At 63.5% G+C, this 23820-nt stretch carries 24 protein-coding genes, 1 tRNA gene and 2 pseudogenes; 8 read left to right on the forward strand and 19 right to left on the reverse strand.

Annotation, left to right across the window (positions count from 1 at the left end; genetic code table 11):
- Positions 1–78 precede the first annotated feature (78 nt).
- Entirely contained in the window at positions 79–1413 is a 1335-nt protein-coding gene (locus IVB05_RS11875; RefSeq protein ID WP_247784414.1) for a dihydroorotase, read from the forward strand.
- Between the two features lie 176 nt (positions 1414–1589).
- On the opposite strand, the gene IVB05_RS11880 is transcribed toward IVB05_RS11875, so the two are convergent.
- The 5 genes from IVB05_RS11880 to IVB05_RS11900 form a co-directional block, all read right to left on the reverse strand.
- Positions 1590–1856, reverse strand: a complete 267-nt coding sequence (locus tag IVB05_RS11880) for a hypothetical protein (protein WP_247784416.1) — start codon at positions 1854–1856, stop codon at positions 1590–1592.
- A gap of 152 nt (positions 1857–2008) precedes the next feature.
- Entirely contained in the window at positions 2009–2647 is a 639-nt protein-coding gene (locus tag IVB05_RS11885) for an HAD family hydrolase (RefSeq protein ID WP_247784418.1), read from the reverse strand.
- A 6-nt stretch (positions 2648–2653) separates the two neighbouring features.
- On the reverse strand, positions 2654–3031 hold the full coding sequence (locus tag IVB05_RS11890; RefSeq protein ID WP_247784420.1) for a TIGR02301 family protein: 378 nt from the start codon (positions 3029–3031) through the stop codon (positions 2654–2656).
- A gap of 63 nt (positions 3032–3094) precedes the next feature.
- Positions 3095–3514 carry an NUDIX hydrolase gene (locus IVB05_RS11895; protein WP_247784421.1) on the reverse strand — a complete coding sequence of 140 codons (420 nt, stop codon included), beginning with the start codon at positions 3512–3514 and terminating at the stop codon, positions 3095–3097.
- 92 nt (positions 3515–3606) lie between these two features.
- Positions 3607–4065, reverse strand: a complete 459-nt coding sequence (locus IVB05_RS11900; protein ID WP_247786665.1) for a hypothetical protein — start codon at positions 4063–4065, stop codon at positions 3607–3609.
- A 119-nt stretch (positions 4066–4184) separates the two neighbouring features.
- Between IVB05_RS11900 and IVB05_RS11905 the strand changes: the two genes are divergently transcribed.
- Complete coding sequence (locus tag IVB05_RS11905; RefSeq protein ID WP_247784423.1) at positions 4185–4949, forward strand: SOS response-associated peptidase; 765 nt, start codon at positions 4185–4187, stop codon at positions 4947–4949.
- Between the two features lie 100 nt (positions 4950–5049).
- Here IVB05_RS11905 and IVB05_RS11910 read toward each other — a convergent pair whose 3' ends face one another.
- Genes IVB05_RS11910 through IVB05_RS11925 form a run of 4 tightly spaced genes read right to left on the reverse strand, consistent with a single transcriptional unit; the run spans position 5050 to position 8565 of the window.
- A complete protein-coding gene (locus tag IVB05_RS11910) occupies positions 5050–5631 on the reverse strand; it encodes a GDP-mannose pyrophosphatase (protein WP_247784425.1) in 582 nt (193 codons plus the stop codon).
- A gap of 21 nt (positions 5632–5652) precedes the next feature.
- Positions 5653–6108 (reverse strand): GNAT family acetyltransferase, encoded by a 456-nt coding sequence (locus IVB05_RS11915; protein WP_247786666.1) that lies wholly within the window; start codon positions 6106–6108, stop codon positions 5653–5655.
- 2 nt (positions 6109–6110) lie between these two features.
- The gene (locus IVB05_RS11920) at positions 6111–7538 is read right to left on the reverse strand and encodes an FAD-binding oxidoreductase (protein WP_247784427.1); all 1428 of its coding nucleotides are present in this window, start codon (positions 7536–7538) and stop codon (positions 6111–6113) included.
- 34 nt (positions 7539–7572) lie between these two features.
- Positions 7573–8565 (reverse strand): L-threonylcarbamoyladenylate synthase, encoded by a 993-nt coding sequence (locus tag IVB05_RS11925; RefSeq protein WP_247784437.1) that lies wholly within the window; start codon positions 8563–8565, stop codon positions 7573–7575.
- Between the two features lie 69 nt (positions 8566–8634).
- On the opposite strand from IVB05_RS11925, the gene IVB05_RS11930 reads away from it, so the two are divergent.
- Together IVB05_RS11930 and IVB05_RS11935 are read left to right on the forward strand one after the other, a co-directional pair.
- Positions 8635–8711, forward strand: a tRNA-Pro gene (locus tag IVB05_RS11930).
- Positions 8712–9492: 781 nt separating this feature from the next.
- Positions 9493–10173 carry an ankyrin repeat domain-containing protein gene (locus tag IVB05_RS11935; RefSeq protein WP_247784439.1) on the forward strand — a complete coding sequence of 227 codons (681 nt, stop codon included), beginning with the start codon at positions 9493–9495 and terminating at the stop codon, positions 10171–10173.
- Between the two features lie 90 nt (positions 10174–10263).
- Here the strand turns inward: IVB05_RS11935 and IVB05_RS11940 are convergent, their stop codons facing one another.
- The gene (locus tag IVB05_RS11940) at positions 10264–10566 is read right to left on the reverse strand and encodes a hypothetical protein (protein ID WP_247784441.1); all 303 of its coding nucleotides are present in this window, start codon (positions 10564–10566) and stop codon (positions 10264–10266) included.
- Positions 10567–10740: 174 nt separating this feature from the next.
- Positions 10741–11829 (reverse strand): mandelate racemase/muconate lactonizing enzyme family protein, encoded by a 1089-nt coding sequence (locus IVB05_RS11945; protein WP_247784443.1) that lies wholly within the window; start codon positions 11827–11829, stop codon positions 10741–10743.
- Between the two features lie 486 nt (positions 11830–12315).
- Between IVB05_RS11945 and IVB05_RS11950 the strand changes: the two are divergent.
- Positions 12316–12561 (forward strand): annotated as a pseudogene (locus tag IVB05_RS11950) (hypothetical protein); the annotation flags it as partial.
- A complete protein-coding gene (locus IVB05_RS11955) occupies positions 12541–12705 on the forward strand; it encodes a hypothetical protein (protein ID WP_247787444.1) in 165 nt (54 codons plus the stop codon). The pseudogene IVB05_RS11950 and the gene IVB05_RS11955, both read left to right, overlap by 21 nt.
- Before the next feature lie 64 nt (positions 12706–12769).
- Here IVB05_RS11955 and IVB05_RS11960 read toward each other — a convergent pair whose 3' ends face one another.
- Positions 12770–13201 (reverse strand): hypothetical protein, encoded by a 432-nt coding sequence (locus tag IVB05_RS11960; RefSeq protein ID WP_247784445.1) that lies wholly within the window; start codon positions 13199–13201, stop codon positions 12770–12772.
- Between the two features lie 112 nt (positions 13202–13313).
- Between IVB05_RS11960 and IVB05_RS11965 the strand changes: the two genes are divergently transcribed.
- Together IVB05_RS11965 and IVB05_RS11970 are read left to right on the forward strand one after the other, a co-directional pair.
- Positions 13314–13514: a hypothetical protein gene (locus IVB05_RS11965; RefSeq protein WP_247784447.1), complete on the forward strand. Its 201-nt coding sequence runs from the start codon at positions 13314–13316 to the stop codon at positions 13512–13514.
- 936 nt (positions 13515–14450) lie between these two features.
- Entirely contained in the window at positions 14451–14696 is a 246-nt protein-coding gene (locus IVB05_RS11970; RefSeq protein ID WP_247784449.1) for a hypothetical protein, read from the forward strand.
- A 364-nt stretch (positions 14697–15060) separates the two neighbouring features.
- Here IVB05_RS11970 and IVB05_RS11975 read toward each other — a convergent pair whose 3' ends face one another.
- The 7 genes and pseudogenes from IVB05_RS11975 to IVB05_RS12005 form a co-directional block, all read right to left on the reverse strand.
- The gene (locus IVB05_RS11975) at positions 15061–16029 is read right to left on the reverse strand and encodes a dipeptide ABC transporter ATP-binding protein (RefSeq protein WP_247784451.1); all 969 of its coding nucleotides are present in this window, start codon (positions 16027–16029) and stop codon (positions 15061–15063) included.
- The gene (locus IVB05_RS11980; protein WP_247784453.1) at positions 16026–17018 is read right to left on the reverse strand and encodes an ABC transporter ATP-binding protein; all 993 of its coding nucleotides are present in this window, start codon (positions 17016–17018) and stop codon (positions 16026–16028) included. Before IVB05_RS11980 ends, IVB05_RS11975 begins: the two co-directional genes overlap by 4 nt.
- A complete protein-coding gene (locus IVB05_RS11985; RefSeq protein WP_247784455.1) occupies positions 17018–17938 on the reverse strand; it encodes an ABC transporter permease in 921 nt (306 codons plus the stop codon). Before IVB05_RS11985 ends, IVB05_RS11980 begins: the two co-directional genes overlap by 1 nt.
- Positions 17904–18863, reverse strand: a complete 960-nt coding sequence (locus IVB05_RS11990) for an ABC transporter permease (RefSeq protein ID WP_247784457.1) — start codon at positions 18861–18863, stop codon at positions 17904–17906. Before IVB05_RS11990 ends, IVB05_RS11985 begins: the two co-directional genes overlap by 35 nt.
- Before the next feature lie 22 nt (positions 18864–18885).
- A complete protein-coding gene (locus IVB05_RS11995; RefSeq protein WP_247784459.1) occupies positions 18886–20682 on the reverse strand; it encodes a peptide ABC transporter substrate-binding protein in 1797 nt (598 codons plus the stop codon).
- 254 nt (positions 20683–20936) lie between these two features.
- Positions 20937–22354: pseudogene (locus IVB05_RS12000) on the reverse strand (M20 family metallopeptidase).
- Positions 22355–22503: 149 nt separating this feature from the next.
- A complete protein-coding gene (locus IVB05_RS12005) occupies positions 22504–23751 on the reverse strand; it encodes a multidrug effflux MFS transporter (protein WP_247784461.1) in 1248 nt (415 codons plus the stop codon).
- Between the last annotated feature and the right edge of the window lie 69 nt (positions 23752–23820).

Consider the following 23820-nt stretch of genomic DNA (forward strand, 5'->3'; position numbering starts at 1 on the left):
AAACGCAGGTGGCGGATATCCCATGCGAAGTTAAGGCGCTAAGGTGCCGCCAACAAGGCCCGCGCGATTGAAGCTCCGATGAATCAACGATTTGACACCATTCTAAAATCCGGCACCGTGGTCAATCAGGACGGCGAGGGCATCCGCGACATCGGCATTTCCAATGGCCGGATCGCCGCGATCGGCGGGCTGGGACAGGCTTCCGCCGGCGAGACGATCGACTGCAGGGGCCTGCACATCCTGCCCGGTGTGATGGACACGCAGGTCCATTTCCGCGAGCCGGGCCAGACCCACAAGGAAGACCTGGAGACGGGATCGCGCAGCGCCGTGCTGGGCGGGGTGACGGCGGTATTCGAAATGCCGAACACCGATCCTCTGACCGTCACGGAAGCCAACTTCACCGATAAGGTGAAGCGCGGCCATCACCGCATGCATTGCGACTTCGCTTTCTTCATCGGCGGCACCCGCGAGAACGTACAGGATCTGCCGGAAATGGAGCGCGCGCCGGGCTGCGCCGGCGTGAAGGTGTTCATCGGTTCCTCCACCGGCGCGCTATTGGTCGAGGACGACGAAAGCCTGCGGCGCATCTTCCAGGTGATCCGCCGCCGCGCTGCCTTCCACGCCGAGGACGAATATCGCCTCAACGAGCGCAAGCCGCTTCGCATCGAGGGCGACCCGCGCTCGCATCCGGTATGGCGCGACGAGACTGCGGCGCTGATGGCGACGCAGCGGCTGGTCAATCTCGCGCGCGAAACGGGAAAACGCATCCATGTGCTGCACATCTCGACCAAGCAGGAAATCGAATATTTGAGGGATCACAAGGACGTCGCATCCTGCGAGGCGACGCCGCATCACCTCACCATGGCCGCGCCCGAATGCTACGAGCGGCTCGGCACCCGCGCGCAGATGAACCCGCCGGTGCGCTCGGCCGATCACCGCGAGGGGATCTGGCGCGGCATCGAGCAGGGCATCATCGACGTGCTCGGCTCCGACCACGCGCCGCACACGCTGGAGGAAAAGGCGAAGACCTATCCGGCTTCGCCCTCTGGCATGACCGGCGTGCAGACGCTGGTGCCGCTGATGCTCGATCACGTCAATGCCGGGCGGCTGTCACTGGCGCGTTTCGTCGATCTGACGAGCGCAGGTCCCGCGCGGCTCTACAACATCGCCTGCAAGGGCCGCATCGCGGCGGGCTATGACGCCGACTTCACCATCGTCGATCTGAAGCGAAGCGAGACCATCACCAACAAATGGGTGGCCTCGCGCGCCGGCTGGACGCCTTATGACGGCGTGCGCGTCACCGGCTGGCCGGTCGGCACATTCGTGCGCGGCAGACGCGTGATGTGGCAGGGTGAGGTGACGACGCCTTCCACCGGCGAGCCGGTGCAGTTTCTGGAGACGCTGAAGGCGTAGATTTCTTTGTCGAGCAAGGGCAAGACGCCGCGCCAATCACAGTCGTCGTCACCCGCCTTGTGCGCAATTGCGCACTGGGGCGGGTGATCCAGTATTCCAGAGACGGCAGTGATTGAATCGATGGGCCGCGGCGTACTGGATCGCCCGCCTTCGCGGGCGATGACGGTGTAGCGGATTTACTGCTTCGCAAGCTTCAGCGAAAACTCGCCATTGCGGACGCGGGCAGGAACGCCCTCCACGAACTTTGCCACCGCATCTTCGCCGTAGGTCGAGACCAGTTCGGCCAGTGCCGTGAACAGGCTTGCCTGTGCAAGGCAGTCGCCATCGACGCCCTCGTGCCGCGCTTCCGCCCAGGCTTCGTTCAGGTAGCTCAGGGCAGTCTGCTTCTGCTCGAGGTCGGGAAGCGGGTCGTGGGCGATCGGGAAAGAGGCTGGGCGGCTCATGAAGCTCAACGAAATCTGCGCGCGAACCAGGGCGGAACGCATCCTAACGCGACAAGCTGTAGCACGCGCGGCAGGCTCGCCTAGGCCACATCTTTAGGAAAGGTTAACGGCGCTCCTCGAATTTCAGGCGGCAACAAAAGTTCCCGCGCGTTTCACGCAATGCAGCCGAGGATCGCTCCCGGGGTCGCGCAAACACGATGCGCGCCGGCTTTCAGCAACTCGTCCCGGCTGCCGTAGCCGTACAACACGCCGATGCCTTTCATGCCGTTGTTTTTCGCGCCGACCATATCGTGGCTGCGGTCGCCGATCATCAGCGTTTTCGACGGATCGACCGACGTTTCCTTCAGCGCATACTCCAGCAGGTGCGACTTGTCCGCGCGCGTGCCGTCGAGCTCGGCGCCGAACACGCACTCGAAATGGCCGCGCAGGCCGAAATGGTCGATGATGCGGTCGGCGAATACGTGCGCCTTGCTGGTGGCGACGAACAGCCGGTGGCCCGATGCGCATAGCGACGTCAGCACCTCGTCGATGCCGTCGTAAACGCGGTTCTCATAGAGGCCGATGTCGGAAAATCGCTCGCGATAGAGCGACACGGCGTGGTCGGCCCGGTGATCGCCGCCGAGCAATCTCACCATGCTTGTGCGCAGCGGCGGACCGATGCACCAGGTCAGCTCGTCTTCGGTCGGGATCGTGGGATGATCGAGCCTTTGCAGCGCGTACTGGATCGAACGGGTGATGCCCGGCTTGGGGTCGGTCAGCGTTCCGTCGAGGTCGAAGAATATCGCGTCCATGGTTGCCTAGTTCGCGTAGCGCGCGGTCAGATCGCGCGAGATCTTTGAGCCTTCCTCGATATACCTGCGGATCGCGACCGAGGCCGCGGGCGTGCAGGTCCGGTAGGTCTGCTGGAAGCCATTATAGCCGCGGTTGAAGCCCGCGATCATGCGGGCGCGGCGGTCGCCGGAGGGGGTTTCGGCGTCGATCAGCGCCTGCATTTCATTGCGCCATTTCGCCCCTTCATTGGAGCCGCAAATGCCCCGCAGATAATGCAGGGTGCCGAGAATCTCGGCCAGCCGCTGCAGGTCGCCGTCAAACGGCGCGGCGGCATCCTGGGCCCGTGCGGGGGCCAGATGGCAGGCCGAAATAAGGATGAGGGCGGCGAGGGCGTGCTTGAGCATTTGAGGGCCGATATGCCCCCTCAATACGCCCGAGGCAAGGTGTGAGGCCCCTGGAATGACCGCCTAGACCAGCTTCCGGGCGGCCTCGATCACCTCCCGGAGGCCGCCGGTCACCTTGAGGTCGCCGAGCCCATCCGGCGCCAACCATTTGAAATCGTCGTGCTCGTCGTTCAGGACCGGCTCCCTGGCCGTCCAGCGCGCCGCGAACGACATGACCAGGTAGTGCCCGCCGCCGCCGGCCCCGGGCAGCACCTCGCGCCAGCCAGCTAGGCCCAGGATCTCGATTCTTAAGCCGGTTTCCTCGTCCACCTCGCGGTGGAGCGCGGTGTGCAGGGATTCGCCGAATTCGACCCGGCCGCCGGGGAACGAGTAAAAACCCTTGCCGGGCGAGCGGGCGCGGCGGACCAGCAGGACCTTGCCGTCACGGAAGATCGCGCCGCTGACGGCGAGCTGGGGGCGGGTCGGCTGGTCAGGGGAAGCCAAGGGGTGATCCGGTACGCAGGGAACTTGCTGTGATCATGCCCGATCGGTCCGCGAAGGTCTAATGCGGCTGATAGCAGCGAAGGGTGGGGAGGCTAGTTCGACATGACCGCTTCGACGTCGTTGTCGGCGTTGCCGTTGATGACGCCGCCGGCCAGCGCCACCAGCGGCTTGACCCAGGCGGTGGCCTGCTCGGCCAGCGTGGAGCGGGTCTTGTCCTGCTGGGCCTCGCGCATCGCCTGGCCCACCGCGGTCAGGATCGAGGTCATGGTAGCGGTGAGATTGTCGAAATTGGCACGGACCTTGGGGTCGGCGCATTCATAGGCCTCGATCGCGAGGTCGCGGGCCTTGAAGTTGGAGGCCCAGAAGTGCTCGGCGTAGGACAGCGGGGTCCAGGTGAGGAAATCCTCCGCGCATTCCGGCATGTCCGGGACCATTTCGAGCAGCATGATGGCTTCGTTGAAATGATTCAGGTAGTCGGTGGCGAGCCCGGTGCGGGGATTGATGTTGGCCGCCCGCAATTGCTCCGCGCGCGCCTCGTCTATACGAGCCATCGTCGGTGGCGGTATCGGGCGATCGGATCGCACTTCTGTGGCAGCCATGGAGGTCATCTGTTCCACTGTTAACATCTGGGGTTAACACTCGTTAAACAGGGGCTTATCTTGGTCAGATAATGTGCGGACGTTTCGTCATTACATCACCGCCCGAGGCACTCCGGCAGATTTTCGGCTATCTCGAGCAGCCCAATTTCCCGCCGCGGTATAATATCGCGCCTACGCAGCCAGTTCCGGTTGTCATCCTGGAAAATGGCGGCCGCCACTTCCGGCTGATGCGCTGGGGACTGATTCCGTCGTGGGTGAAGGATCCCCGTAAATTTGCGCTGCTGATCAATGCGCGCTCCGAGACGGTTCTCGATAAGCCTGCTTTCAAGAACGCCATCAAGCGGCGGCGGTGCCTGATTCCGGCCGACGGCTATTACGAATGGCAGGATGCGAGCGGCCGCAAGCGGCCGTTCTTCATCCATCGCCGCGACGGCCGTCCCGTTGGCTTTGCCGCGCTTGCGGAAACCTGGATGGGGCCGAACGGCGAGGAGACCGACAGCGTCGCCATCGTCACCGCGCCGGCCAGCCGCGACCTCGCCGCGCTGCATCACCGCGTGCCCGTCACGATCGCGCCCGAGGAATTCGAACGGTGGCTCGACGGCCGCGCGTACGACGCCGAGGATGTCATGCCGCTGCTGCGCGGGCCGACTGAGGGCGAGTTCGCCTGGCATGAGATTTCCACCCGCGTCAACCGCGTCGTCAATGACGACGCGCAATTGCTGCTGCCGATCACCGACGAGGAGCGGGCGGCGGAGGAGCCGAAGCCCGCGAAGAAGGCCGCGCCGCGCAAGGCCGCGGCGGCGCCGGAGGATGACGGGCAGGGCTCGTTGTTTTGAGGCGTAGCATTTGTAGGGTGGGCAAAGCGAAGCGTGCCCACCATTCTTACGATTTTGGGACGCATGGTGGGCACGCTGCGCTTTGCCCACCCTACGGTTCTCACTTGAAAATATGCAGCGCGGCGTACTGCAGCAGCATGATGGTTTTCGCATCGACGATGCGGCCATCTGATATCATCGCGAGCGCAGAATTGATCGGCAGTTCCAGCACCTCGATGTCCTCGCCTTCGTCGGTGAGGCCGCCGCCGCTGCCGACCCGCATCGAGGGATCGTACTCGGCGACGAAGAAGTGCAGCTTCTCGGTCACCGAGCCCGGGCTCGAGAAGGCTTCGAAGATCTTTCTGATCGCCCCTAACCGATACCCGGTCTCCTCCTCCGCTTCAGCGCGGATCCGCACCTCGGGCGCTTCGCCGTCCAACACGCCGGCCGCAGCCTCGATCAGGAGGTCGTCGTAGCCGTTGACATAGACCGGATAGCGAAACTGGCGCACCAGTATCACGGTGCGCTGCGCAAGATTGTACGGCAACACCGTGGCGCAGTTGCCGCGGTCATAGGTCTCTCGGAATTGCGTCTGCCACTCGCCACTGGCGCGGCGATATTCGAACGTGGTTTTGTTCAGCAGGTAGTAATCGTCGGAGAGGATCTCGACGTTCTTAACGCGGACGCGATCGGAGATGGTCATGGCTGCCTGTTCGTTTGGAAACTACGGCGTCGGCTCGCGGCCGTCGAGCCATTTGGCGAAGGTCACGGTCTGCTGGTTGTAATAGCCGAGCGACTGGTAGAACGCGTGGACCTGCGCATTGTCTTTGCGAACCATAAGTTGAAGTTTCAGGATACCGGCCGCGCGCAGCCAGTCCTCGGCCGCGTTCATGATGGCGCGGCCATAGCCCTTGGCGCGGCGCTGTGGATCGGAGGCGACGTAATAGACCCAGCCGCGATGGCCGTCATAGCCGACCATCGCGGTCGCCACGATCGCGTCACCGTCGCGGCCGATCAGGATCGTTGAATTCGGCTCGCGGCGGGCGAGCGCTATGTCGGCGGCGGGATCGTTCCACGGCCGCGTCAGGCCGCAGGCCTGCCACAGCGCGATAACGGTGGCGACATCGGCGTCCGCAATGTCGGCGATAGCGAGCGCGGGAATTGTCTTCGCAGCAGTCACGGTCACAGCACTTTCCCGGGATTCATGATGCCGAGCGGGTCGAGCATCGCCTTGATGCCGCGCATCAACTCGATCGCGACCTTGTCCTTGACGTCGGGCAGTTCGTCGCGCTTGAGCACGCCGATGCCGTGCTCGGCGGAAATCGATCCGCCCATCCGCAGCACGATCGCGAACACCACCTCGTTCACCTCGTGCCAGCGCGACATGAAGTCGGCGGTGTTGCCGCCGACCGGCTGGCTGACATTGTAGTGGATGTTGCCGTCGCCGAGATGGCCGAACGGCACCGGCCGCGAGCCCGGAATGAGTTTTACCACCGCGGCATTGGCCTCTTCGATGAAATCAGGAACGGCGGCTACCGGCACCGAGATGTCGTGCTTGATCGAGCCGCCTTCCGGCTTCTGCGCGGCCGACATTTCGTCGCGGAGTTTCCAGAACCCGGCGCGCTGGGAGAGATTGGCCGCGATCACGGCGTCGTCGACGATGCCTTCTTCCATGCCCTTGGCGAGGATGGATTCCAGCGCCGCGCTGGCGTCGTCGCGCGAGGACGACAATTCCATCAGCACGTACCAGGGATGCTTGGTCGTCAGGGGATCGCGGATGTCGATGCCGTGACGCAAGCTGAAATCGACCGCGATGTCGGCCAGCAGTTCGAAGCTGGTGAGGCTGCCAGCCGCCTCGTTCTGCGAGATCGACAACAGTTTCAGTGCCTGCGCCGGCGACTTGAGGCCGACATAGGCGGTTTCCACCGCGTGCGGCTTCGGAAACAGTTTTAACGTCGCCGCGGTGATGATGCCGAGCGTGCCCTCGGCGCCGATGAAGAGGTTGCGCAGGTCGTAGCCGGTGTTGTCCTTCTTCAGTTTTGACAATCCGTTCAGGATCCGTCCGTCGGCCAGCACCACCTCCAGCCCGAGCGCCATCTCGCGCGCCACGCCGTACGCCAATGCAGCGGTGCCGCCGGCATTGGTGGAGAGATTGCCGCCGATGGTGCAGCTTCCTTCCGCGCCGAGCGACAGCGGGAACAGACGGTCGACTTCGGCCGCGCGCTGCTGCGCGATCTGCAGCACCACGCCGGCCTCGCACGTCATGGTGTTGGAAGCGGGATCGATCTCGCGGATCTTGTCCAGCCGCCGCATCGAGACGACGACTTCGCCATTGTGCGGGGTCTGTCCGCCGACCAGGCCGGTATTGCCGCCCTGCGGCACCAGCGCGATTTTGTGCTCGCTGGCGAGCTTGCAGATCGCGGACACTTCCGCCGTCGAGCCGGGCCGCAACACCAATGGCGAGCGGCCATGAAACAGGTCGCGTTCCTCGGTGACGTAGGGCGCGATATCGGCGGCATCGGTCACCGCATATTTGTCGCCGACAACAGCACGAAATTTCGCGATCAACTCGGCGGGAAGGGGTGGCACGGCGCCTTGAACGATATTCATTGTCGTCTTCTCTTTTTCTTTCATGCCCGCCCGTTCATTCTCGCCCCACGGCTGCGCGGCGCAGCCGGTCGTTGATGGCTTCGCCCAATCCCTCGTTCGGGATGGGCATCACCGCAATGGTGCGCACGCCCTTGCCGTCGAGCGCGCGAAGATGGCCGAACAGATTGGTGGCAGCCTCGTCGAGGTCGCCGCGCTCCGACAGATTCATCACTGTGGAGGCGGCGTCAATTCCCGAAATTGCTCCGAGGCCGAACGCCAGCAATGCCTCGTCGGGCTCCAGCACTTGCGCGTTGAGGCGCACGCGCGCGCGCGGCGCGTAATGGGACGCCAGCATGCCCGGCGCCAGCGGTTGCCCGCTGTCGCTCTCGGCATCAGCGAGCGCTTGCCTCAGCGGGCGGCCCAGCACGCGCTCGATCTCCGCGCGCGGCAGGCCGCCGGGCCGCAACAGCATCGGCGCATCGAAGCAGCCGACGATGGTCGATTCCACGCCAACCTCGACCGCACCGCCGTCGACGATCAGGTCGATCCGCCCCGCAAGGTCGCTCTGCACATGCGCGGCCATGGTCGGGGAGACGTGACCCGAGAGATTGGCCGATGGCGCCACCACGGGACCGCCGAAGGCTCGCAGGATGTCGCGCGCCACAGGGTGGGCCGGTATCCGGATCGCGACTGTATCGAGGCCGGCGGTGGCGAGGTCGGCCACCGCGCAGTTTTCCGTTTTCGGCAGCACCAGCGTCAGCGGGCCGGGCCAGAACGCTTCGGCGAGCGCTATTGCCGGGGCATCAAACCGCGCGATCTGCCGCGCAGCGGCGATATCGCCGACATGGGCAATCAGCGGGTTGAACGCCGGCCGGCCTTTGGCCTGGTAGAGGTGGGCGATCGCGGCCGGATTGGTGGCATCGGCGCCGAGGCCATAGACGGTCTCGGTCGGGAACGCGACCAGCCCGCCTTCGGCCAGGATACGCGCAGCCGCTGCCACGGCAGCCTCGCCGGCGGGCAAAATCTGGGTTTTCAGGCCAACATTCACTGTGATTAATTTCCTTAATCCGGCTGCTTGCGGTCGCCGAAACCCAAGGCTATAAGCCGCGTTCCAAGTCGGAGTGTGGCTCAGCCCGGTAGAGCACTGCGTTCGGGACGCAGGGGTCGCAGGTTCGAATCCTGCCACTCCGACCATTTATCTTTGCCATTCATTTTTCAGGGCTTTTTCTGATTGCTGGCGGTTCCCGAGTCAACCGCGGATTCCCTGCCTGAAACGAAACATAAACATGCGTTCTCGCGGCGCAATCGGCGTCCGAGGCTTGCATGGACCTTGTCCCTCCTGAGAGGGAGCAGGGAATGCCGGGTGCTTGCTGCACCCGCGGTCTCGTGTGCAATGTGGAGATAGAGGCGCACACGAGCATACAGGTACAGCCGGAGCACTCCGGCATTCCCTGCGCAATGGTTTGACGGCTTATGCCGCGCTCTCCCTGGAGACGAATTCGTCTTGCCTCCATCGCTGCCGGCTTGATGGCTAAATCGATCCGGTCGGATCGAAGTCGCCACCGACAGCTTGGCACCAGCCACGGGTGTCGGGACCACACGGTTTTGCCGTACGCATCAGCGCCGTACGTCGTGCGCGCCGTGCTCGCTCACGGATAACCGCCCTGCGAACCTTCTCGCGCCGACGCTGCTGCGTCCACCACATCCCGCCTCGCGTTCGTGACGATCGCGATACGCCCCTCTTGTCGAGGCGGGACGCGCGGAAATAGCCACTGATTTGGGGTGAGGGGGAAGCGAATTATTTTTGCCGAGGAAGCTGGACGACCCAAATCAGATTGAATCCATTCAGCAAATTAGATTTTTCGCGCATCGCTTTTCCGGCGCGATGGGGCGGGCCGATACCCGACAGCAAACTCGATTGTGCGCCGTACCACCGCTGCTATGTTTTCTGATGGCCGTTGGCCGGAGCTTTCTGATGCAATTCCTCGTCGCCCTTCTCGTCGCGCTGCTGGCCGTGCTGCCGGCGTCGGCGCAGGTCGCCCCAACCGAAATTGAATTACGCGCCTATAGCGGACTGCACGCCGCCGCCGCTCGTGGCGACGTCGCCGATATCGAAGCGCGCGTCGCTTCTGCCGAAAACAAGGAAGCGCTCGACGCGCGGCATCGCACGCCGCTGCACGTCGCGGTCTATCAAAAGCAGCACGATGCCGCGCGCGCCCTGATCCGGCTCGGCGCCGATCCGAACAAGCTGGACATCGACCGCTATGACATCATCACCATTGCAGCGGTCGCCAACGACGTGCCGATGCTCAGGATCGCGCTTGAAGGCGGCGGCAACGCGAAGGCGGTTACCAGCCGCTATGATGGCACAGCCCTGATTGCGGCCGCTCATCTCGGTCACGCCGAGGTCGTGCGGACACTGATTGCCGCAAAGGCGCCGCTCGATCACGTCAACAATCTGCAATGGACCGCGCTGATCGAATCGATCGTGCTCGGCGATGGCGGCAAGAACCACACCGAGACCTTGCGCGCTCTGGTAGACGCCGGCGCCAACGTCAATATTCCCGACGGCAGCGGATCGACGCCGCTCACGCTCGCGCGGAGCCGCGGCTATCGCGACATGGTTGCGATCCTGGAAAAATCCGGCGCGAAGTGACGCGTAGCGGCGAGAGCGCGCCGGCTATCCACCAAGCCCGCAATATTTGCTTAGGACCGCTTTGCGCAGGGCACCGTGCTGAATTTACCGCTAGCGTGGCGTGCGGCTGGTCTCGGAACCGCTACCCGTACCAGCGCCCGAACCTGTCGTCATCTGGCTGCTGCTCGGCTCGGGACGCCCAGGCGGATGCGCGGAAGCACCCGGCTTTTCCTGTTGCCCCACAAATCCGGATTCTCCGGAGTCGCGGGTCTTGATGCCTTTATCCGCTTCCTCCTGCATCTGCTTGTCGGATTGCATCTGTTGCTGGCCAGGCGCCGTCGACTGCTGAGCCTGTGCTGGCGCGGCGATGGCAATGCCAAAAGCGGCCGTCGTGGCGAGAATCGAGGTTCGCATGAGCTATCCTCCTATTTTTTCCTCTCCCACAACGCGCGAGGCAGCGATCGTTTCCCAAGAGAGTTTTGAAGAAGGAGAGGGCAGGAACAGCGATCCCGCCTTGCCGCCAACGAAGTTCGCCGACCCTTTTATTGCTCTTGGCTGTCCTTCTGAGCGCCCACGCAGCTTCTGCGATCATTGTGCGAGTTGCGCCAATCCGTTCCAGTCGAAGCTGATTCCGTGGCCGGGCCGGGTTGGCGCCAATGCCATGCCCTGGTCGAGGAGGAGCGGGTGCTCGATATACCGATCGAGCCCAAATCCGTGTGCTTCGAGATAGGAACGATTTGGGCAGGCCGCGAGAAGGTGGACCGTGACATCGTGCGCGCCGTGGCTGGTGACCGGAAGATTGAACGCTTCTGCGAGCCGCGCGATCTTCATGAAGGCCGTGACGCCGCCGCAATTGGTGACGTCGGGCTCGGGATAGGACACAGCGCCGGCCGCGATATAGTTCTTGAACTCCCAAAGCGAGCGCAGGTTCTCGCCGGCCGCGATCGGCACGCCGCCAGTAGCCATGATGCGGGCATGACCGGCAATGTCATCGGGAATGATCGGCTCCTCGAGCCAGGTGAGGTCGCAGGGCTGCAGGGCGCGCGCGGCACGGATGGCTTCCTCGACCGTCCATTTCATGTTGGCATCCGCCATCAGGGGGAAGCCGTTACCGAGATGTTGGCGCATCGCCTGCACGCGAGCGACGTCGGACGCGAGATCCGGGCGGCCGACCTTCATCTTGATGGCGCGAAAGCCCTTGGCAAGATTATCGTCGGTTTGCTTGAGAAGCGCTTCGACGGAAAGATCGAGGTCGATGCCGCCCGCGTAACAGGGCACGCGGGCGTCGAAGCCACCGAGCAGACGGAACAGCGGCAGATCGGCGCGGCGCGCCTTCAGGTCCCACAGGGCGATATCGAGCGCCGAGAGCGCAAGCACGGGCGGTCCGCCGCGCCCGTCATAATGCAGGCCCCACCAGACGTGATGCCAGATGGCTTCGGTGTCGTCGGCTTGCCGGCCCTCGATCAGCTCAGGGATCTCTCGCTTGAGGATATCGGCGATCGCGCCGCCATTGCGGCCAACGGTGTAGGTATAACCGACGCCTTCAGCCCCATCCGAATCGCGAACACGGCATGTCACCAATTCAAAGGCTGCGATTTCGCCGTGCGTGCTGTCGGAGAGGGTAACCGTCAGCGGGATCCGATAGAGTCCAGTCTCGACCGTTTTGATTGTTGTCATTGATTTCCACCCGAGTTTTCTTCGTGCATATTCAATTGGGCGCGCCGATAGGTTGGTTTGACCCCTTCCTCTTTTGTCCACTTTACCGAGGTCCCGTTTAACGCACCACGTCCGGCACTGCGGACCTTAAGTTTGCGTAATCTCATTGCAGCTAGGAACGTCGGAACCATCTAAATGATAGGCGGGAGCGTTAAAACCTGCCCTTCAACTGACACCCAGCAGCCGTGCTCAGAAAGGCGAGCTGGGTCCTTTTGGATGTAACGTCAGTCCTGCCTCATTGGCCTCAGAGGCGACGATGACGTCTACCCCTCTATTTCGAACTGCCTGCTGGTCGGAAGCAGATGACGGGCTCTTGCGCGCGATAGATCAGGCGCCGCGTTCGTGCAGCGAAGTCCGGCATTAAACGCGGAGGCGGATGCGGAGGAATCCAGCAGAATAATCCGCGACGACTCCGACGGGTCTTGGGACGAGCCCGTGAATTGGCTCCATACGAAGCTGGATTCGCTCGGGGCAGAGTACGGTCGACTTGGCTCCGTGGCTTTCGTTTGTTGGGAGAAGAGCGTTTCCAGACGATCGAAACTCAAAGAGCTTCCGGCCGAAACGCGAAATGTTGTTCGGCTATTGGGTGGCGCGGCGCTGCCAGCGCATTTCCCTCCTTACGTCGGCACACGATTATATCGCGAGCTGACGAACAAACGGATCGCGGCCATTTTGCGCAACAGCCGCCGCGCCGGTCTCTCGCGCACCGGTATCGGAATGAAGGCGGGACAGACGGTCAGCACGGGGACGCTGACGGGCATGCTGCGGCCGAAGCCCGGCGAGACCTATGTCGCGGATTTCGGTCCGTTCGGGAGCGTTACCGCGACCTACGCGTAAACAGCCGAAACGACGCGCTTACCTTTGCTTTGGCCGCGCCGTGCTGATCGCGGCAACCTCGATCTCACTTGCCCGGTTCGGGAAGATCGCCAAGAAGGTTTGACAGCTTGACCGCAAGCTTTCGAAGCCGGGCATTCTCTTCGAGCAGCACCGGAAGGTTATCGGTGTCCTGATGCCGCGCTTCATCTCCCCGAAGTCCGTCGACTTCCTCGAGCAGCGGCGACAAGGCGGTCAGAAGTTCGTCGTCCTGAGGCGGCGCTTCACTTGCCTGGCGCACGCCATTGTCTTCACGCAGCGGCACGACATTGTCGGCTTGTCCGACATTTCGAAATGCATTGCGGCGGGCCTGTCTGTCGTGCGGCGGATGTTCGATACTCATGACACATTCCTGATCACAAGGTGGCCCAGTCGTCGGTTCCGCGATGAGCTTTCCATTGAGTCGGAGGCAAATTTGCGTCGGAAAGGCAACGGCGAAGTGGCTCGGCAGATCGGTCACACGTCCTTTGATTCACACGGCAGATCGAATTAGGCCAAATTTTTGACGTATCGCGAACCATTCTGACATCTGCGTGGCTGGGGAGCAAAGCATCTTATTTAGGAACGTATCGATGACGGATTTCCTGACCAATGCGGATCACTGGCGCAGGCGCGCGGAACTGACACGGGCGTTAGCCGCGAATGCGGTCAAGGACCAGGGTCGCCTGCTCAAGGTGGCGGAGGAGTACGACCGGTTGGCGGCTCACGCCGAACGGCGGCGAAGCGCTCCGGTCCCGGCCGGCTCCTACGCTCCGGCAAGCCAGCCCGAGTAAATCCTCTTCAATCGAGAAACGTCGGGAGAGGCGGCATTTCCGCTTCAGTTGGCGCATTGCGATGCGGTCGCGGCGGAGAGGCGTGCCGCCATTACCCAGATGTGTGACCCGTAAAACACAACCGCGGGGCAACGTTCAAAGCATTGTGATCATGCGATTGCAGTCGAATCAACGAATCACCTAGACCGGTAGCGGGGCTGGGAAGCGGAGAGTGAGTATGAGAGTCGCTTCCTTAGAAAGTGTACTGACGGCGGCTACGCTGGTACTGGCCATCGTCATCGTGCTGTGGGGAATCAAGATTTTCCACGGTGTATGAGCAGGGCGAGCTGGCGTCGAACTAGAGACCTCCGGTCAAGAAGAGGCTCGCGACAAAGGCGTCAAAGGCGTCACTTCCGCGGCGGCGGAGGCCTTTCTTTTTTAGTTGCCGACGCATAGTTCGTTGGAGGCTTGTCCCTTCCGACGCGTATCGAGTTTGGTTTACGGCCTGGCGCGAGATCCGCACGGGCCGCGAAAGGCATTGGTTTCAAATTTCGCATGCATTTTAATTATTATCTGATGATCGCAGCGCTCGTTCTCATGGGGCTGGAAGTTCTTTATGCGCTCTATCAGTTGGCCACGTTTCTTTGAGAGAACTTTTCGATTCTGATTGAATCAGAACCCGTTCTAGATTGTTGTTTTGACGCGTTTTCCTGACGCGAGCCGGGTTCTCCTCCGAGGACATGCTCTGCTCGAAGGCGCCACACATCGCACGCGCAGGCTGCAGTGCCGGGCCGCGCGCGCTTGAAAGATTCGCCGCAATCACGCCGCTTTAGCGCCGGGGTCGCCTCCGCGCGATTCCAATTTTAGTCGCAAAATTGCCCGCCGACTCACCTCATTCTCCGCGCGCGACAAAGAGACTGGGGGCTCGTTCCGCATTTTAAAATTGGAGTATCAATCATGCGAGTAGACCATCCGCAGCTTAATAAGCGAGACCGACGCGCAGAACCCTCATTTTGGGTTGAGGAACCGACCGACGACGCTCTTTCATTGCTTGAGAATGCCCTGCGCGGGGACGAGTCCGCCCGTCGTCGCGACGAACAGGCCGACGAAGCTCACTCGCTGATCGAGGAGAACGCCCGGCTTCGAGAGCTTTTGGCTCAGCTGTCGGACATCATTCGCAAGAACGGCGTTCACCCGAGGTAACGCGACAACCAGATCTCGGCCCCGCCCCGGCAAGAGTGGTTCAACCACGCCGGGGCGGGGCCGCTTCATTTTCGACGATTGATTTCACGCCAACGCCGCCCGCACGGAAAGCGACGAATAGTCGGACAGAACACGCGCCGCCGTCAGCAGCTAACAGTGGCCTGTTTCAAAAAGCCGCCGGTCAAAAGAACGACCCCAGCTTCGGGGGCTGAGGTCCACTGGGGTCGTTCTATGCCGGGGCGCGCCGATCCCCATGCCGTCCCGGCATGTGCGCAAACTAAAATCGGACCGCAGCCGCTGTCTGTAGGGAACCCGACAGTGACGTGATCTCAAAAAACGGTATGTCTATTTTCGACCCGTACCGTCAGGCCAGATGGCAGGCCACGAAATGCCCGTCGCTGCCTTGCTTCAGTTCGGGCGCGCTTTCCCGGCAGCGCGGCTCGGCGATCGGGCAGCGGGTGTGAAAATGACAGCCGCGCGGCGGGTTCATCGGGCTCGGCACGTCGCCCTGCAGGCGGATCCGCTTGCGCTTCACCTTCGGGTCCGGCACCGGCACGGCGGAGAGCAGCGCCTGGGTATAGGGATGCCGGGGATGGCGGTAGAGGTCGCGCGCGTCAGCCAGTTCGACGATGCGCCCGAGATACATCACCGCCACGCGGTCGGAAATATGCTCCACCACCGAGAGATCGTGGGCGACGAACAGATAGGTCAGGTTGAGTTCGGCCTGCAGGTCCTCCAGCAGGTTGATCACCTGCGCCTGAATGGAGACGTCGAGCGCGGAAACCGGCTCGTCGCACACGATGAACTTCGGCTCCACCGCGAGCGCGCGCGCAATCCCGATGCGCTGGCGCTGGCCGCCGGAGAATTCGTGCGGGTAGCGGCGCATGTGCTCGGCCTTCAGTCCCACCTTGACGAGCAGGCTCGCCACGCGGTCGTCCCGCTCGCTGGCCGAGGAGGCGAGCTCGTGGATGGTGAAGGCTTCGCCGAGGATCGCGGCGACGGTCATGCGCGGATTGAGCGAGGCGAACGGGTCCTGGAACACGATCTGCATGTTGCGCCGCATGGCACGCAGGTCGCCGCCGGAAAGGCTGCGCACGTCGCGTCCGTCAAAGACGACCTCGCCTTCGCTGGGTTCGATGAGGCGCAGCACGCAGCGCGCCGTGGTGGACTTGCCGCAACCGGACTCGCCGACCAGTCCGAGCGTTTCGCCGCGATTGACCACGAACGACACGCCGTCGACCGCGTGAACGCGCCCGACCTCGCGCGAAAGCAACCCGCCCTTGACGGCAAAATGCTTCTTCAGGCCGGTGACGCGCAGCAGGGGTTCGCTCATGCGCTCGCTCCCCGCGTCTCTCCGAGGTGACACGCCATGCGGTGGCCAGATGCTACCTCGCGCAGCACCGGTTCCTGTTCCGAGCAGCGCGCGAAGGCGAAGCGGCAGCGCGGCGCGAAGCGGCAGCCGGGCGCGGGATTGATCAGCATCGGCACCGAGCCGCCGATCGCTTCCAGCCGGGTCTTGTGCGCGCTGTCGAGGTCGATGCGCGGGATCGAGCGGATCAGGCCCTGCGTGTAGGGATGGCGCGGGCTTTCGAACAGGCTGTCGACATCGGCCTCTTCCACCACCTTGCCGGCATACATGACGACGACGCGCTGCGCGGTCTCGGCCACGACGCCCATCGCATGGGTGATCAGCATCACGGCCATGCCGAAGCGTTCCTTCATGTCCTGCAACAAGTCGAGGATTTGCGCCTGGATGGTCACGTCGAGCGCGGTGGTCGGCTCGTCGGCGATGACGAGTTTTGGCTTGCAGGCCAGCGCCATGGCGATCATGACGCGCTGGCGCATGCCGCCCGAGAACTGGTGCGGGTAATCATGCACGCGGCCCTCGGCATTGGGAATCTGCACCAGCTTGAACATCTCTATTGTGCGGGCAAGCGCGTCCTTGTTCGAGAGACCCTCGTGGCGGCGCAGGCTCTCGGCGACCTGCTCGCCGACCGACAGCACCGGGTTGAGCGAGGTCATCGGCTCCTGGAAGATGAAGCCGATCTCCCTGGCCCTGATGTCGTCCATTTCGCTGCTCGTGAGCGGCACGAGATCGCGGCCCTCGAACAGGATCTGGCCTTCGACGATGCGGCCCGGCGGCATCGCGATCAGCTTCAGGATCGACATCGCCGTAACGGTCTTGCCGCAGCCGGACTCGCCGACCACGCAGAGCGTCTCGCCCTTGTTGAGCACGATGTCGACGCCGTCGACCGCCCTCAGCACGCCGTCGTCGGTGGCAAAGTGAGTCTTCAGGCCCTTGATCTCGAGCAGCGGCGCCATCAGATCACCCGCCTGGCATCGAGCGCGTCGCGCATGCCGTCGCCGATGAAATTGATGGCGACTACCGCAACGAAGATCGCCCCGCCCGGAAACAGCGCCCAGTGGGCGGCGATGTCGAGAAAGTCCTTGGCGTCGAACAGCAGCCGGCCCCAGGTCGGCACGTCGGGCGGGAAGCCCAGGCCGAGAAACGACAGCGTCGATTCCGCAATGATGGCGGCGGCGACGTCGATGGTGCCGGCAATGATCACCGGTCCCAGCGCGTTGGGCAGGATGTGGCGCACCACCTGCCGCAACGGACTGGCGCCGAGCGCGCGGGCGGCTTCGACAAAATCCTTTTCGCGCAGCGAGAGGAATTGCGCGCGCACCAGGCGGGCGACCGGCATCCAGCGCAGGCCGCCGATGACCAGCACGATGAGAATGAAGACGCCGCCCTCGGGGCCGAAGGCGGTCTTGAGCCCGTCGCGGAACAGATAGATGAGCAGCAGGAGCAGCGGCAGTTGCGGCAGCGAGAGGAAGAGGTCGGTGAGCCACATCAGCGCATGCCCGAGCGCGCCGCGCGACATGCCGGCGAGCGCGCCGATCACCGTGCCGACGATGACGGCGACCGCCATCGCGGCCAGCCCGACAGCGAGCGAGATGCGTCCGCCGTAGATCATGCGGGCGAGAATATCCTGACCGAGATCGTCGGTGCCGAAGGGATGGGCGAGCGAGGGGCCTTCGAGGCGCGCGTTGAAATCGATGTCGTTGATGCTGACGCGCCAGACGAAGGGACCGAACGCCACCGCCAGGATCAGGACGATCAGCAGGACCGCGCTGACCACCGCGAGCTTGTGGCGGCGATAGCGCCGCCAGGTCTCGCGCCAGGGCGACCAGGCCGGCCGCCGCTCAGCGGAGGGAGATGCGAGGGTCAAGCCAGCCATAGAGGACATCCGCGATCAGGTTGAAGAGCACGACAAGACAGGCGAAGACGAAAGTCACGGCCATCACGACCGGCGTGTCGTTGGAGAGGATGGAGGAGATCAGGAGCGAGCCGATGCCAGGAATGCGAAAAATCTGTTCGGTGACGATGGCGCCGCCGAACACGGCGGGCATCTGCAGCGCGACCAGCGTGACGACCGGGATCAGGGCGTTGCGCATCGCGTGCTTGACGATCACTCTCGCTTGCCCGAGGCCCTTGGCGCGGGCGGTGGTGACGTAGTCGAGGCGGATCACGTCCAGCATGGCCGAACGCACGAAGCGCGTCATGGAAGCCGCCTGAAACAGCCCGAGCACCATCACCGGCATGAGGGCCTGCCGAACCTGTTCGATCACCCAGCGGAAGCCGGTCGCCTTGATGTCGGTGGTGTAGACGAAAGGCAGCCAGTCCAGCGTGATTGAAAAGAGCAGGATGAACAGCAGGCCGGTGAAGAAGGTCGGCAGCGAAAAGCCGATGAAGGCGAGCGTGTTGGCGATCTGGTCGAAGATCGAGTAGGGCTTCGTCGCGGCATAGACCCCGACCGGTATAGCGATCGCGAGCGCCAGCAGTTGCGCCGAGCCGATCACATAGAGCGTCGTCGGCAGGCGCTGCAGGATCAGCGCGTCGACGTTCATCCGGCTGACGAAGGAAAAGCCCCAGTCGCCCTGCAGCATGGCCGAAAGCCAGTGCAGGTAACGGAGGTAGATCGGATCGTCGAGGCCGAACTTGGCCCGAAGCGCCGCCGCTACTTCGGGCGGCACGTTGGGATTGGTCGCGAGTTCACTGAACGGATCGCCGGGCGCCAGCGCCAGCACGATGAACAGGACGAGCGAGATCCCGAGCAGGCTCGGGACCGCGATCATGAGGCGACGCAGGACATACTGACTCATGAGGGAACAATCCCTTCGATGGCTATCCCGTCGCCTCCCGGTACCAGTCGAACAGATTGTCCGTTTCGTTGGCCCAGCCGCTGACCACCGGGCGCAGCGCGTTGGAGCAGGCTTCCACCTTCAGGCGGTGCATCACCGGGATGAACACGGTGTCCTGCATCATGATGTCGTTGGCCTTGATGTAGAGCGCGGCGCGCTTGACCATGTCGGTCTCGGCCTCCGCGGCGTCGACCGCCGCGTCGTAGTCCTTGTTGACCCAGCGCGGGAAGTTCACGCCCTGCCACTTGTTCTCCTTGGTGGCGACGTTGCGCGAATGATAGCGGCGCATGTGCTGGGCCGGATCCGGCTGGCTCATCGGGATCTGGAACATCTCGAGGTCGGCGTAGAACTTGGCGTAGGTGTCGGGATTGGCGACGTCGGACGAGAAGAACACCGAAGCCACCACCGATTTCAGCTCGACGTCGATGCCGGCCTTCTGGCAGGCCTGCTTGACGATGGCCTGGGTCTTCTGGCGCGGGCCGTTGATCGCGGTCTGGTACAGGAGCTTCAGCTTCTTGCCGTCCTTTTCGCGGATGCCGTCCGCGCCGACCTTCCAGCCCGCGTCCTCCAGCAGCTTGGACGCCTTTTCGATGCTGAATTCCCAGGTGGTGTTCTTGGAGACGAACTTCTCCGGGCCGTTGAGGAAATTGGGCGTGACGCGTCCGGCGCGGCCATAGATGACTTTCTTGACGGCCTCGCGATCGACCAGCATGGAGAGCGCCTTGCGCACCGCCGGATCGGAGAACAGCGGATGCCTGGTCTTGATCGAGGAGCGCTCGCCGTCGACCTCGGTATTGGGATCGGTGAAGTTGAGCGCGATGAATTCGGTGTCGCCGCCGACCGCATAGACGGTCTTGCCCTTGCCGCCCTTTTCCAGACGCAGCAGGACATCGTCTTCGACCTGGATGTTCCAGCCGAAATCATATTCGCCGGTCTGGATCACGGCGCGCGCGGCCGAGACGGCATCGCCGCCGCCCTTCATCTCGAGCGTGTCGAAGTGGGGGCGGTTCGGCATGTGGTAGTCGGGATTGAGCTCGCCGCGGATGAGATCGCCCGGCTTGAACTCGACGAATTTGTAGGGACCGGTGCCGACGGGAGAAAGATTGTTCGGGGCCTCGCGGGACTTGGCGCCTTTATATTCCGCGAACAAATGTTTTGGGATGATGCTGCCGGGGGCGCCGACAAAGGCGTCGGCCCAGAACGGGGTAGGCTTCTTGAAGAGGATGCGGACCGTGAGGTCGTCGACCTTCTCGACGGTGATGTCGCGGTGAACGCCGATGGTCACGGTGGCGGTGGCGGGATCGCGGGCGTATTCCCAGTTGAACACCACGTCATCGGCGGTGAAGGGTTTGCCGTCGTGCCATTTGACGCCGGGCTTCAGCTTCCAGGTCACCGATGTGCCGTCGGCGGCCAGCCCGCCATTCTGGAGCGAGGGAATTTCGGCGGCCAGAACCAGCTTCATGTTGCCGTCGGGATCCCAGCAGGCGAGCGGCTCATAGAACAGGCGCGAGCCGTCCTGGTCCTTGGTGCCGGTGGCGAAATGCGGGTTGAGCAGGGTCGGTCCCTGCCACCACAGCAGTTTCAGCGCGCCGCCGCCGCCGCGCTTGGTCGGCTTGTAGACGGATGGGCCCTCGGCCATGGCCACGCCGCCGATGGCCAGAAGCTGCGTCGCCATCGGCGCGGTGAGACCGAAAGCAAGCATGCGCTGAACGAAGCCGCGGCGATCCATGCGCCCGTCCTTCACCTCGTCGATCATGGTTCGCAGTTCGTTGTCCAGCATCGTTGTCCCCGTGTCTGGTTCTGGTTTTGTTGCGGCGCGCCGCCGGGCGGCAGCGTCGGGTGTCCCACCGGTAAGATGGCACATCAAATGCCCCGGAGGTCAACGGTCTGGCTGTCGACAATCAGCAGGATGGACGCGGCCTGTGATTTTTGCTTGGGCAGAAACACGCTGCGACGCACACAGCTTCGGCAATCCGCTGCCAAAGCGCGCGGAATCGCGCTCTGCACTGCAAAAAATTTGTTCGCCGGACCCGGTCAGATCAGCGACATGTCCAGCGGCGGCGCGACGCTGTCCGGCAGCGGGCTGACATAGGGGGTGCGGGTGGTGCGCTTGTTCAGGTCGGCCTTGGCGGCGGCGATCAGGTCCGGCTCCGTCAGCGCCCTGACGCCGAGCCCCGCCATCGCCTTGGCGGCCTGCACCATGGCCTTGTGGGCGTGCGGGCTCTTGCCCTGCGCCACCACCTGCCAGGTGTGAAACGGGGTGCCGATCGCGACCGTTGGGGCATGGACCTGCACGGTCGGCACGACCCAGCTCACGTCGCCGACATCGGTCGAGCCGATCTGCGGGTTACGCTTGGCGTTAAGCGGCACGATGAAATCAGCCAGCGGCCGGTCGGTCGGCTCCATGCCGATCGAGTGATAGACGGACGCAATATCCTTGTCCGTCAGCGTGGAGCGGATCTTTCCGGCGAAATCCTTGTCGGTGTCATCGAAATGCGGCGGGCCGAGTTCCTCCATGATGCGATGAAGCGCCGCCTCGAGCGGCCTGTTCGGCAACAGGTTGGAGACGGCGGAAATGATCTTCATCTCCACCTTGGTTTCGGTCATCAGCGCCGCGCCCTGTGCGATCTTGTGGACGCGTTCCACCAGTTCGTTCATGCCGGGCAGGTCGCGGTCGCGGATCGAATAGCGCACGCGCGCATGGGCCTGCACCACGTTGGGGGCGATGCCGCCGGTGTCGAGCAAGGCGTAATGGACACGGGCGTCGCTCGGCATGTGCTCGCGCATATAGTTGACGCCGACATTCATCAGCTCGACAGCGTCGAGCGCGCTGCGGCCGAGATGCGGCGATGCCGCGGCATGCGAGGTACGCCCGGTGAAGATGAAATCGGCGCGCGTGTTGGCGAGCGAAGGCGTCACCACCACTTCCCAGAAGCTCGACGGGTGCCAGGTGATCGCGATGTCGGCGTCGTCGAAGGCGCCATCGCGCACCATGAAGGCTTTTGCCGCGCCGCCTTCCTCCGCGGGGCAGCCGTAATAGCGCACGCGCCCGGGCAACTTGTGTTCGGCGAGCCAATCCTTCACGGCCGTGGCCGCAGCAGCGCGGCGGAACCGAGCAGATTGTGGCCGCAACCATGTCCATGGCCGCCGGCCTGCAGCGGGCGAGGTTCGGCCACGCCGGCTTCCTGGCTGAGACCGGGAAGGGCGTCATATTCGCCGAGGAAGGCGATCACGGGCCCGCCTTCGCCCCATTCGCCCATCACCGCGGTTGGAATACCTGCGACCTGCTCGGTGATGCGGAAACCCTGATGGCGCAGTTCGGCCAGATGTTCGGCGGACGAGCGCGCTTCGGTGTAGCAGACCTCGGGCATCGCCCAGACCCGGTCGCTCAAGTCGACGAAGCGCGGCTTGATAGTGTCGACGCCACGCCAGATGTTGCTGCGGTTATCCATCTTCCGATTCCCAATTCTGAAGGCGATGTGAGCTGAGGAATTGTTATCAGCTTCGCAAAACGACGCCAGCGCCCGGCGGACATTCAGCCATGCAGGCACGTCGGGGCGCAAGTTGCGTCGCTACGCCGGCCCGAACGCAGACGGGCCGATCACACCTTTATGCCATGCGGCTGGAACAGCCGGCCCTTCTCCACCACCAGCACCACGGCAAGTGCGGCCAGCGTGCAGAGCAGGAAGCCGGTCGCGAACGGCACCAGCGTGCCGTCGTAATCCTGGCCGATGGTGGCACCGATGCCGATGGCGAGCAGGGTGGTGATCGAGCCGTACAGCGACGCGGCGGTGCCGGCGATATGGCCCTGCGGCTCCATGGCAAGCGCGGTGAAATTGGCGATCATCAAGCCGAACGCAAACATCATCGATACCGAGAGCACCATGAACAGCGGCAGGGGCAGCATCTGCATTTTTGCCGCCACCAGCATGGTTGCGGCGATGACCACGAAGCCGATCAGCGCGCCGTGGGAGAGCACGCGCATGCCGAGGCGGCCGACGAGGCGGGAATTGACGAACCCCGCGATCGCGGTTCCGACGGCGACGCCGGCAAACGCAACCGGGAAATAATGCCCGAGCTGGTAGATGCCGGTGAACACCTGCTGCGAGATGAATACGAAGGCGAACAGCGAACCCAATACGCCGCCGGCCGCCAGCGCATAACCCAGCGTCTGGCGATGGGACACGGTCTGGCGGAACGCATCGAACACCGCGCCGATGGCGAGCGACCTGCGCCTTTCGACCGGCAGCGTCTCCGGCATGCGCAGCGCGCTCCAGATCAGCGCCACCACGCCATACAGCATCAGCACGATGAAGATGCCGCGCCATTGCGTCAGCAGCAGCACGGCCTGGCCGAATGCCGGGGCGATGACAGGCACGGCAATGAATACCATCATCGCCAGCGACATCACGCTCGCCATGCGCCGGCCGGCATAGCAGTCGCGGACGATCGAGGTCGCGATCACGCGCGTGGCCGAGGTGCAGAGGCCCTGCAGCGCGCGCGCCAGCAGCAAGGTTTCAAAGGAAGGTGCCGCGATCGCAAGCAGGCTCGCGATACAATAAACGGCCATGCCGCCGAGCAGGATCGGCCGCCGGCCGAAGCGATCGGACAGCGGGCCCATCACGAACTGGCCGACGCCGAAGCCGACCAGAAAGATCGACAGCACCATCTGCGGCCGGTTGGCTGACGTGATGTCGAAGGCGGACGCGATGGCCGGAAGCGCCGGCAGCATCATGTCCATCGCGAGCGGATTGAGCGCCATGATGGAGGCGATCACGATCACGAATTCGGGGAAGCCCATCGGGCGGTTGCCTGAAGCGGCCAAGGCATTGGCACTGGTATCGGACAACGAAAAATCCTTTTTCTGGTGGCACCTTATGGACTTTGGTGCGCTGCACAAATAACGTTTTCGGCATGG

This window comes from Bradyrhizobium sp. 170, assembly GCF_023101085.1.
In the GTDB taxonomy this organism is placed as follows: domain Bacteria; phylum Pseudomonadota; class Alphaproteobacteria; order Rhizobiales; family Xanthobacteraceae; genus Bradyrhizobium.

What these genes read in the sequence shown, in the direction of transcription:
- IVB05_RS11905 (WP_247784423.1), top strand. Translation starts at nt 4,185, where the DNA reads ATGTGCGGACGTTTCGTCATTACATCACCGCCCGAGGCACTCCGGCAG.
- IVB05_RS11980 (WP_247784453.1), bottom strand. Translation starts at nt 17,018, where the DNA reads ATGGCGCCGCTGCTCGAGATCAAGGGCCTGAAGACTCACTTTGCCACC.
- IVB05_RS11935 (WP_247784439.1), top strand. Translation starts at nt 9,493, where the DNA reads ATGCAATTCCTCGTCGCCCTTCTCGTCGCGCTGCTGGCCGTGCTGCCG.
- IVB05_RS11995 (WP_247784459.1), bottom strand. Translation starts at nt 20,682, where the DNA reads ATGCTGGACAACGAACTGCGAACCATGATCGACGAGGTGAAGGACGGG.
- IVB05_RS11880 (WP_247784416.1), bottom strand. Translation starts at nt 1,856, where the DNA reads ATGAGCCGCCCAGCCTCTTTCCCGATCGCCCACGACCCGCTTCCCGAC.
- IVB05_RS11975 (WP_247784451.1), bottom strand. Translation starts at nt 16,029, where the DNA reads ATGAGCGAACCCCTGCTGCGCGTCACCGGCCTGAAGAAGCATTTTGCC.
- IVB05_RS11940 (WP_247784441.1), bottom strand. Translation starts at nt 10,566, where the DNA reads ATGCGAACCTCGATTCTCGCCACGACGGCCGCTTTTGGCATTGCCATC.
- IVB05_RS11910 (WP_247784425.1), bottom strand. Translation starts at nt 5,631, where the DNA reads ATGACCATCTCCGATCGCGTCCGCGTTAAGAACGTCGAGATCCTCTCC.
- IVB05_RS11890 (WP_247784420.1), bottom strand. Translation starts at nt 3,031, where the DNA reads ATGCTCAAGCACGCCCTCGCCGCCCTCATCCTTATTTCGGCCTGCCAT.
- IVB05_RS11970 (WP_247784449.1), top strand. Translation starts at nt 14,451, where the DNA reads ATGCGAGTAGACCATCCGCAGCTTAATAAGCGAGACCGACGCGCAGAA.
- IVB05_RS11990 (WP_247784457.1), bottom strand. Translation starts at nt 18,863, where the DNA reads ATGAGTCAGTATGTCCTGCGTCGCCTCATGATCGCGGTCCCGAGCCTG.
- IVB05_RS11985 (WP_247784455.1), bottom strand. Translation starts at nt 17,938, where the DNA reads ATGGCTGGCTTGACCCTCGCATCTCCCTCCGCTGAGCGGCGGCCGGCC.
- IVB05_RS11965 (WP_247784447.1), top strand. Translation starts at nt 13,314, where the DNA reads ATGACGGATTTCCTGACCAATGCGGATCACTGGCGCAGGCGCGCGGAA.
- IVB05_RS11875 (WP_247784414.1), top strand. Translation starts at nt 79, where the DNA reads ATGAATCAACGATTTGACACCATTCTAAAATCCGGCACCGTGGTCAAT.
- IVB05_RS11945 (WP_247784443.1), bottom strand. Translation starts at nt 11,829, where the DNA reads ATGACAACAATCAAAACGGTCGAGACTGGACTCTATCGGATCCCGCTG.
- IVB05_RS11920 (WP_247784427.1), bottom strand. Translation starts at nt 7,538, where the DNA reads ATGAATATCGTTCAAGGCGCCGTGCCACCCCTTCCCGCCGAGTTGATC.
- IVB05_RS11885 (WP_247784418.1), bottom strand. Translation starts at nt 2,647, where the DNA reads ATGGACGCGATATTCTTCGACCTCGACGGAACGCTGACCGACCCCAAG.
- IVB05_RS11900 (WP_247786665.1), bottom strand. Translation starts at nt 4,065, where the DNA reads ATGGCTCGTATAGACGAGGCGCGCGCGGAGCAATTGCGGGCGGCCAAC.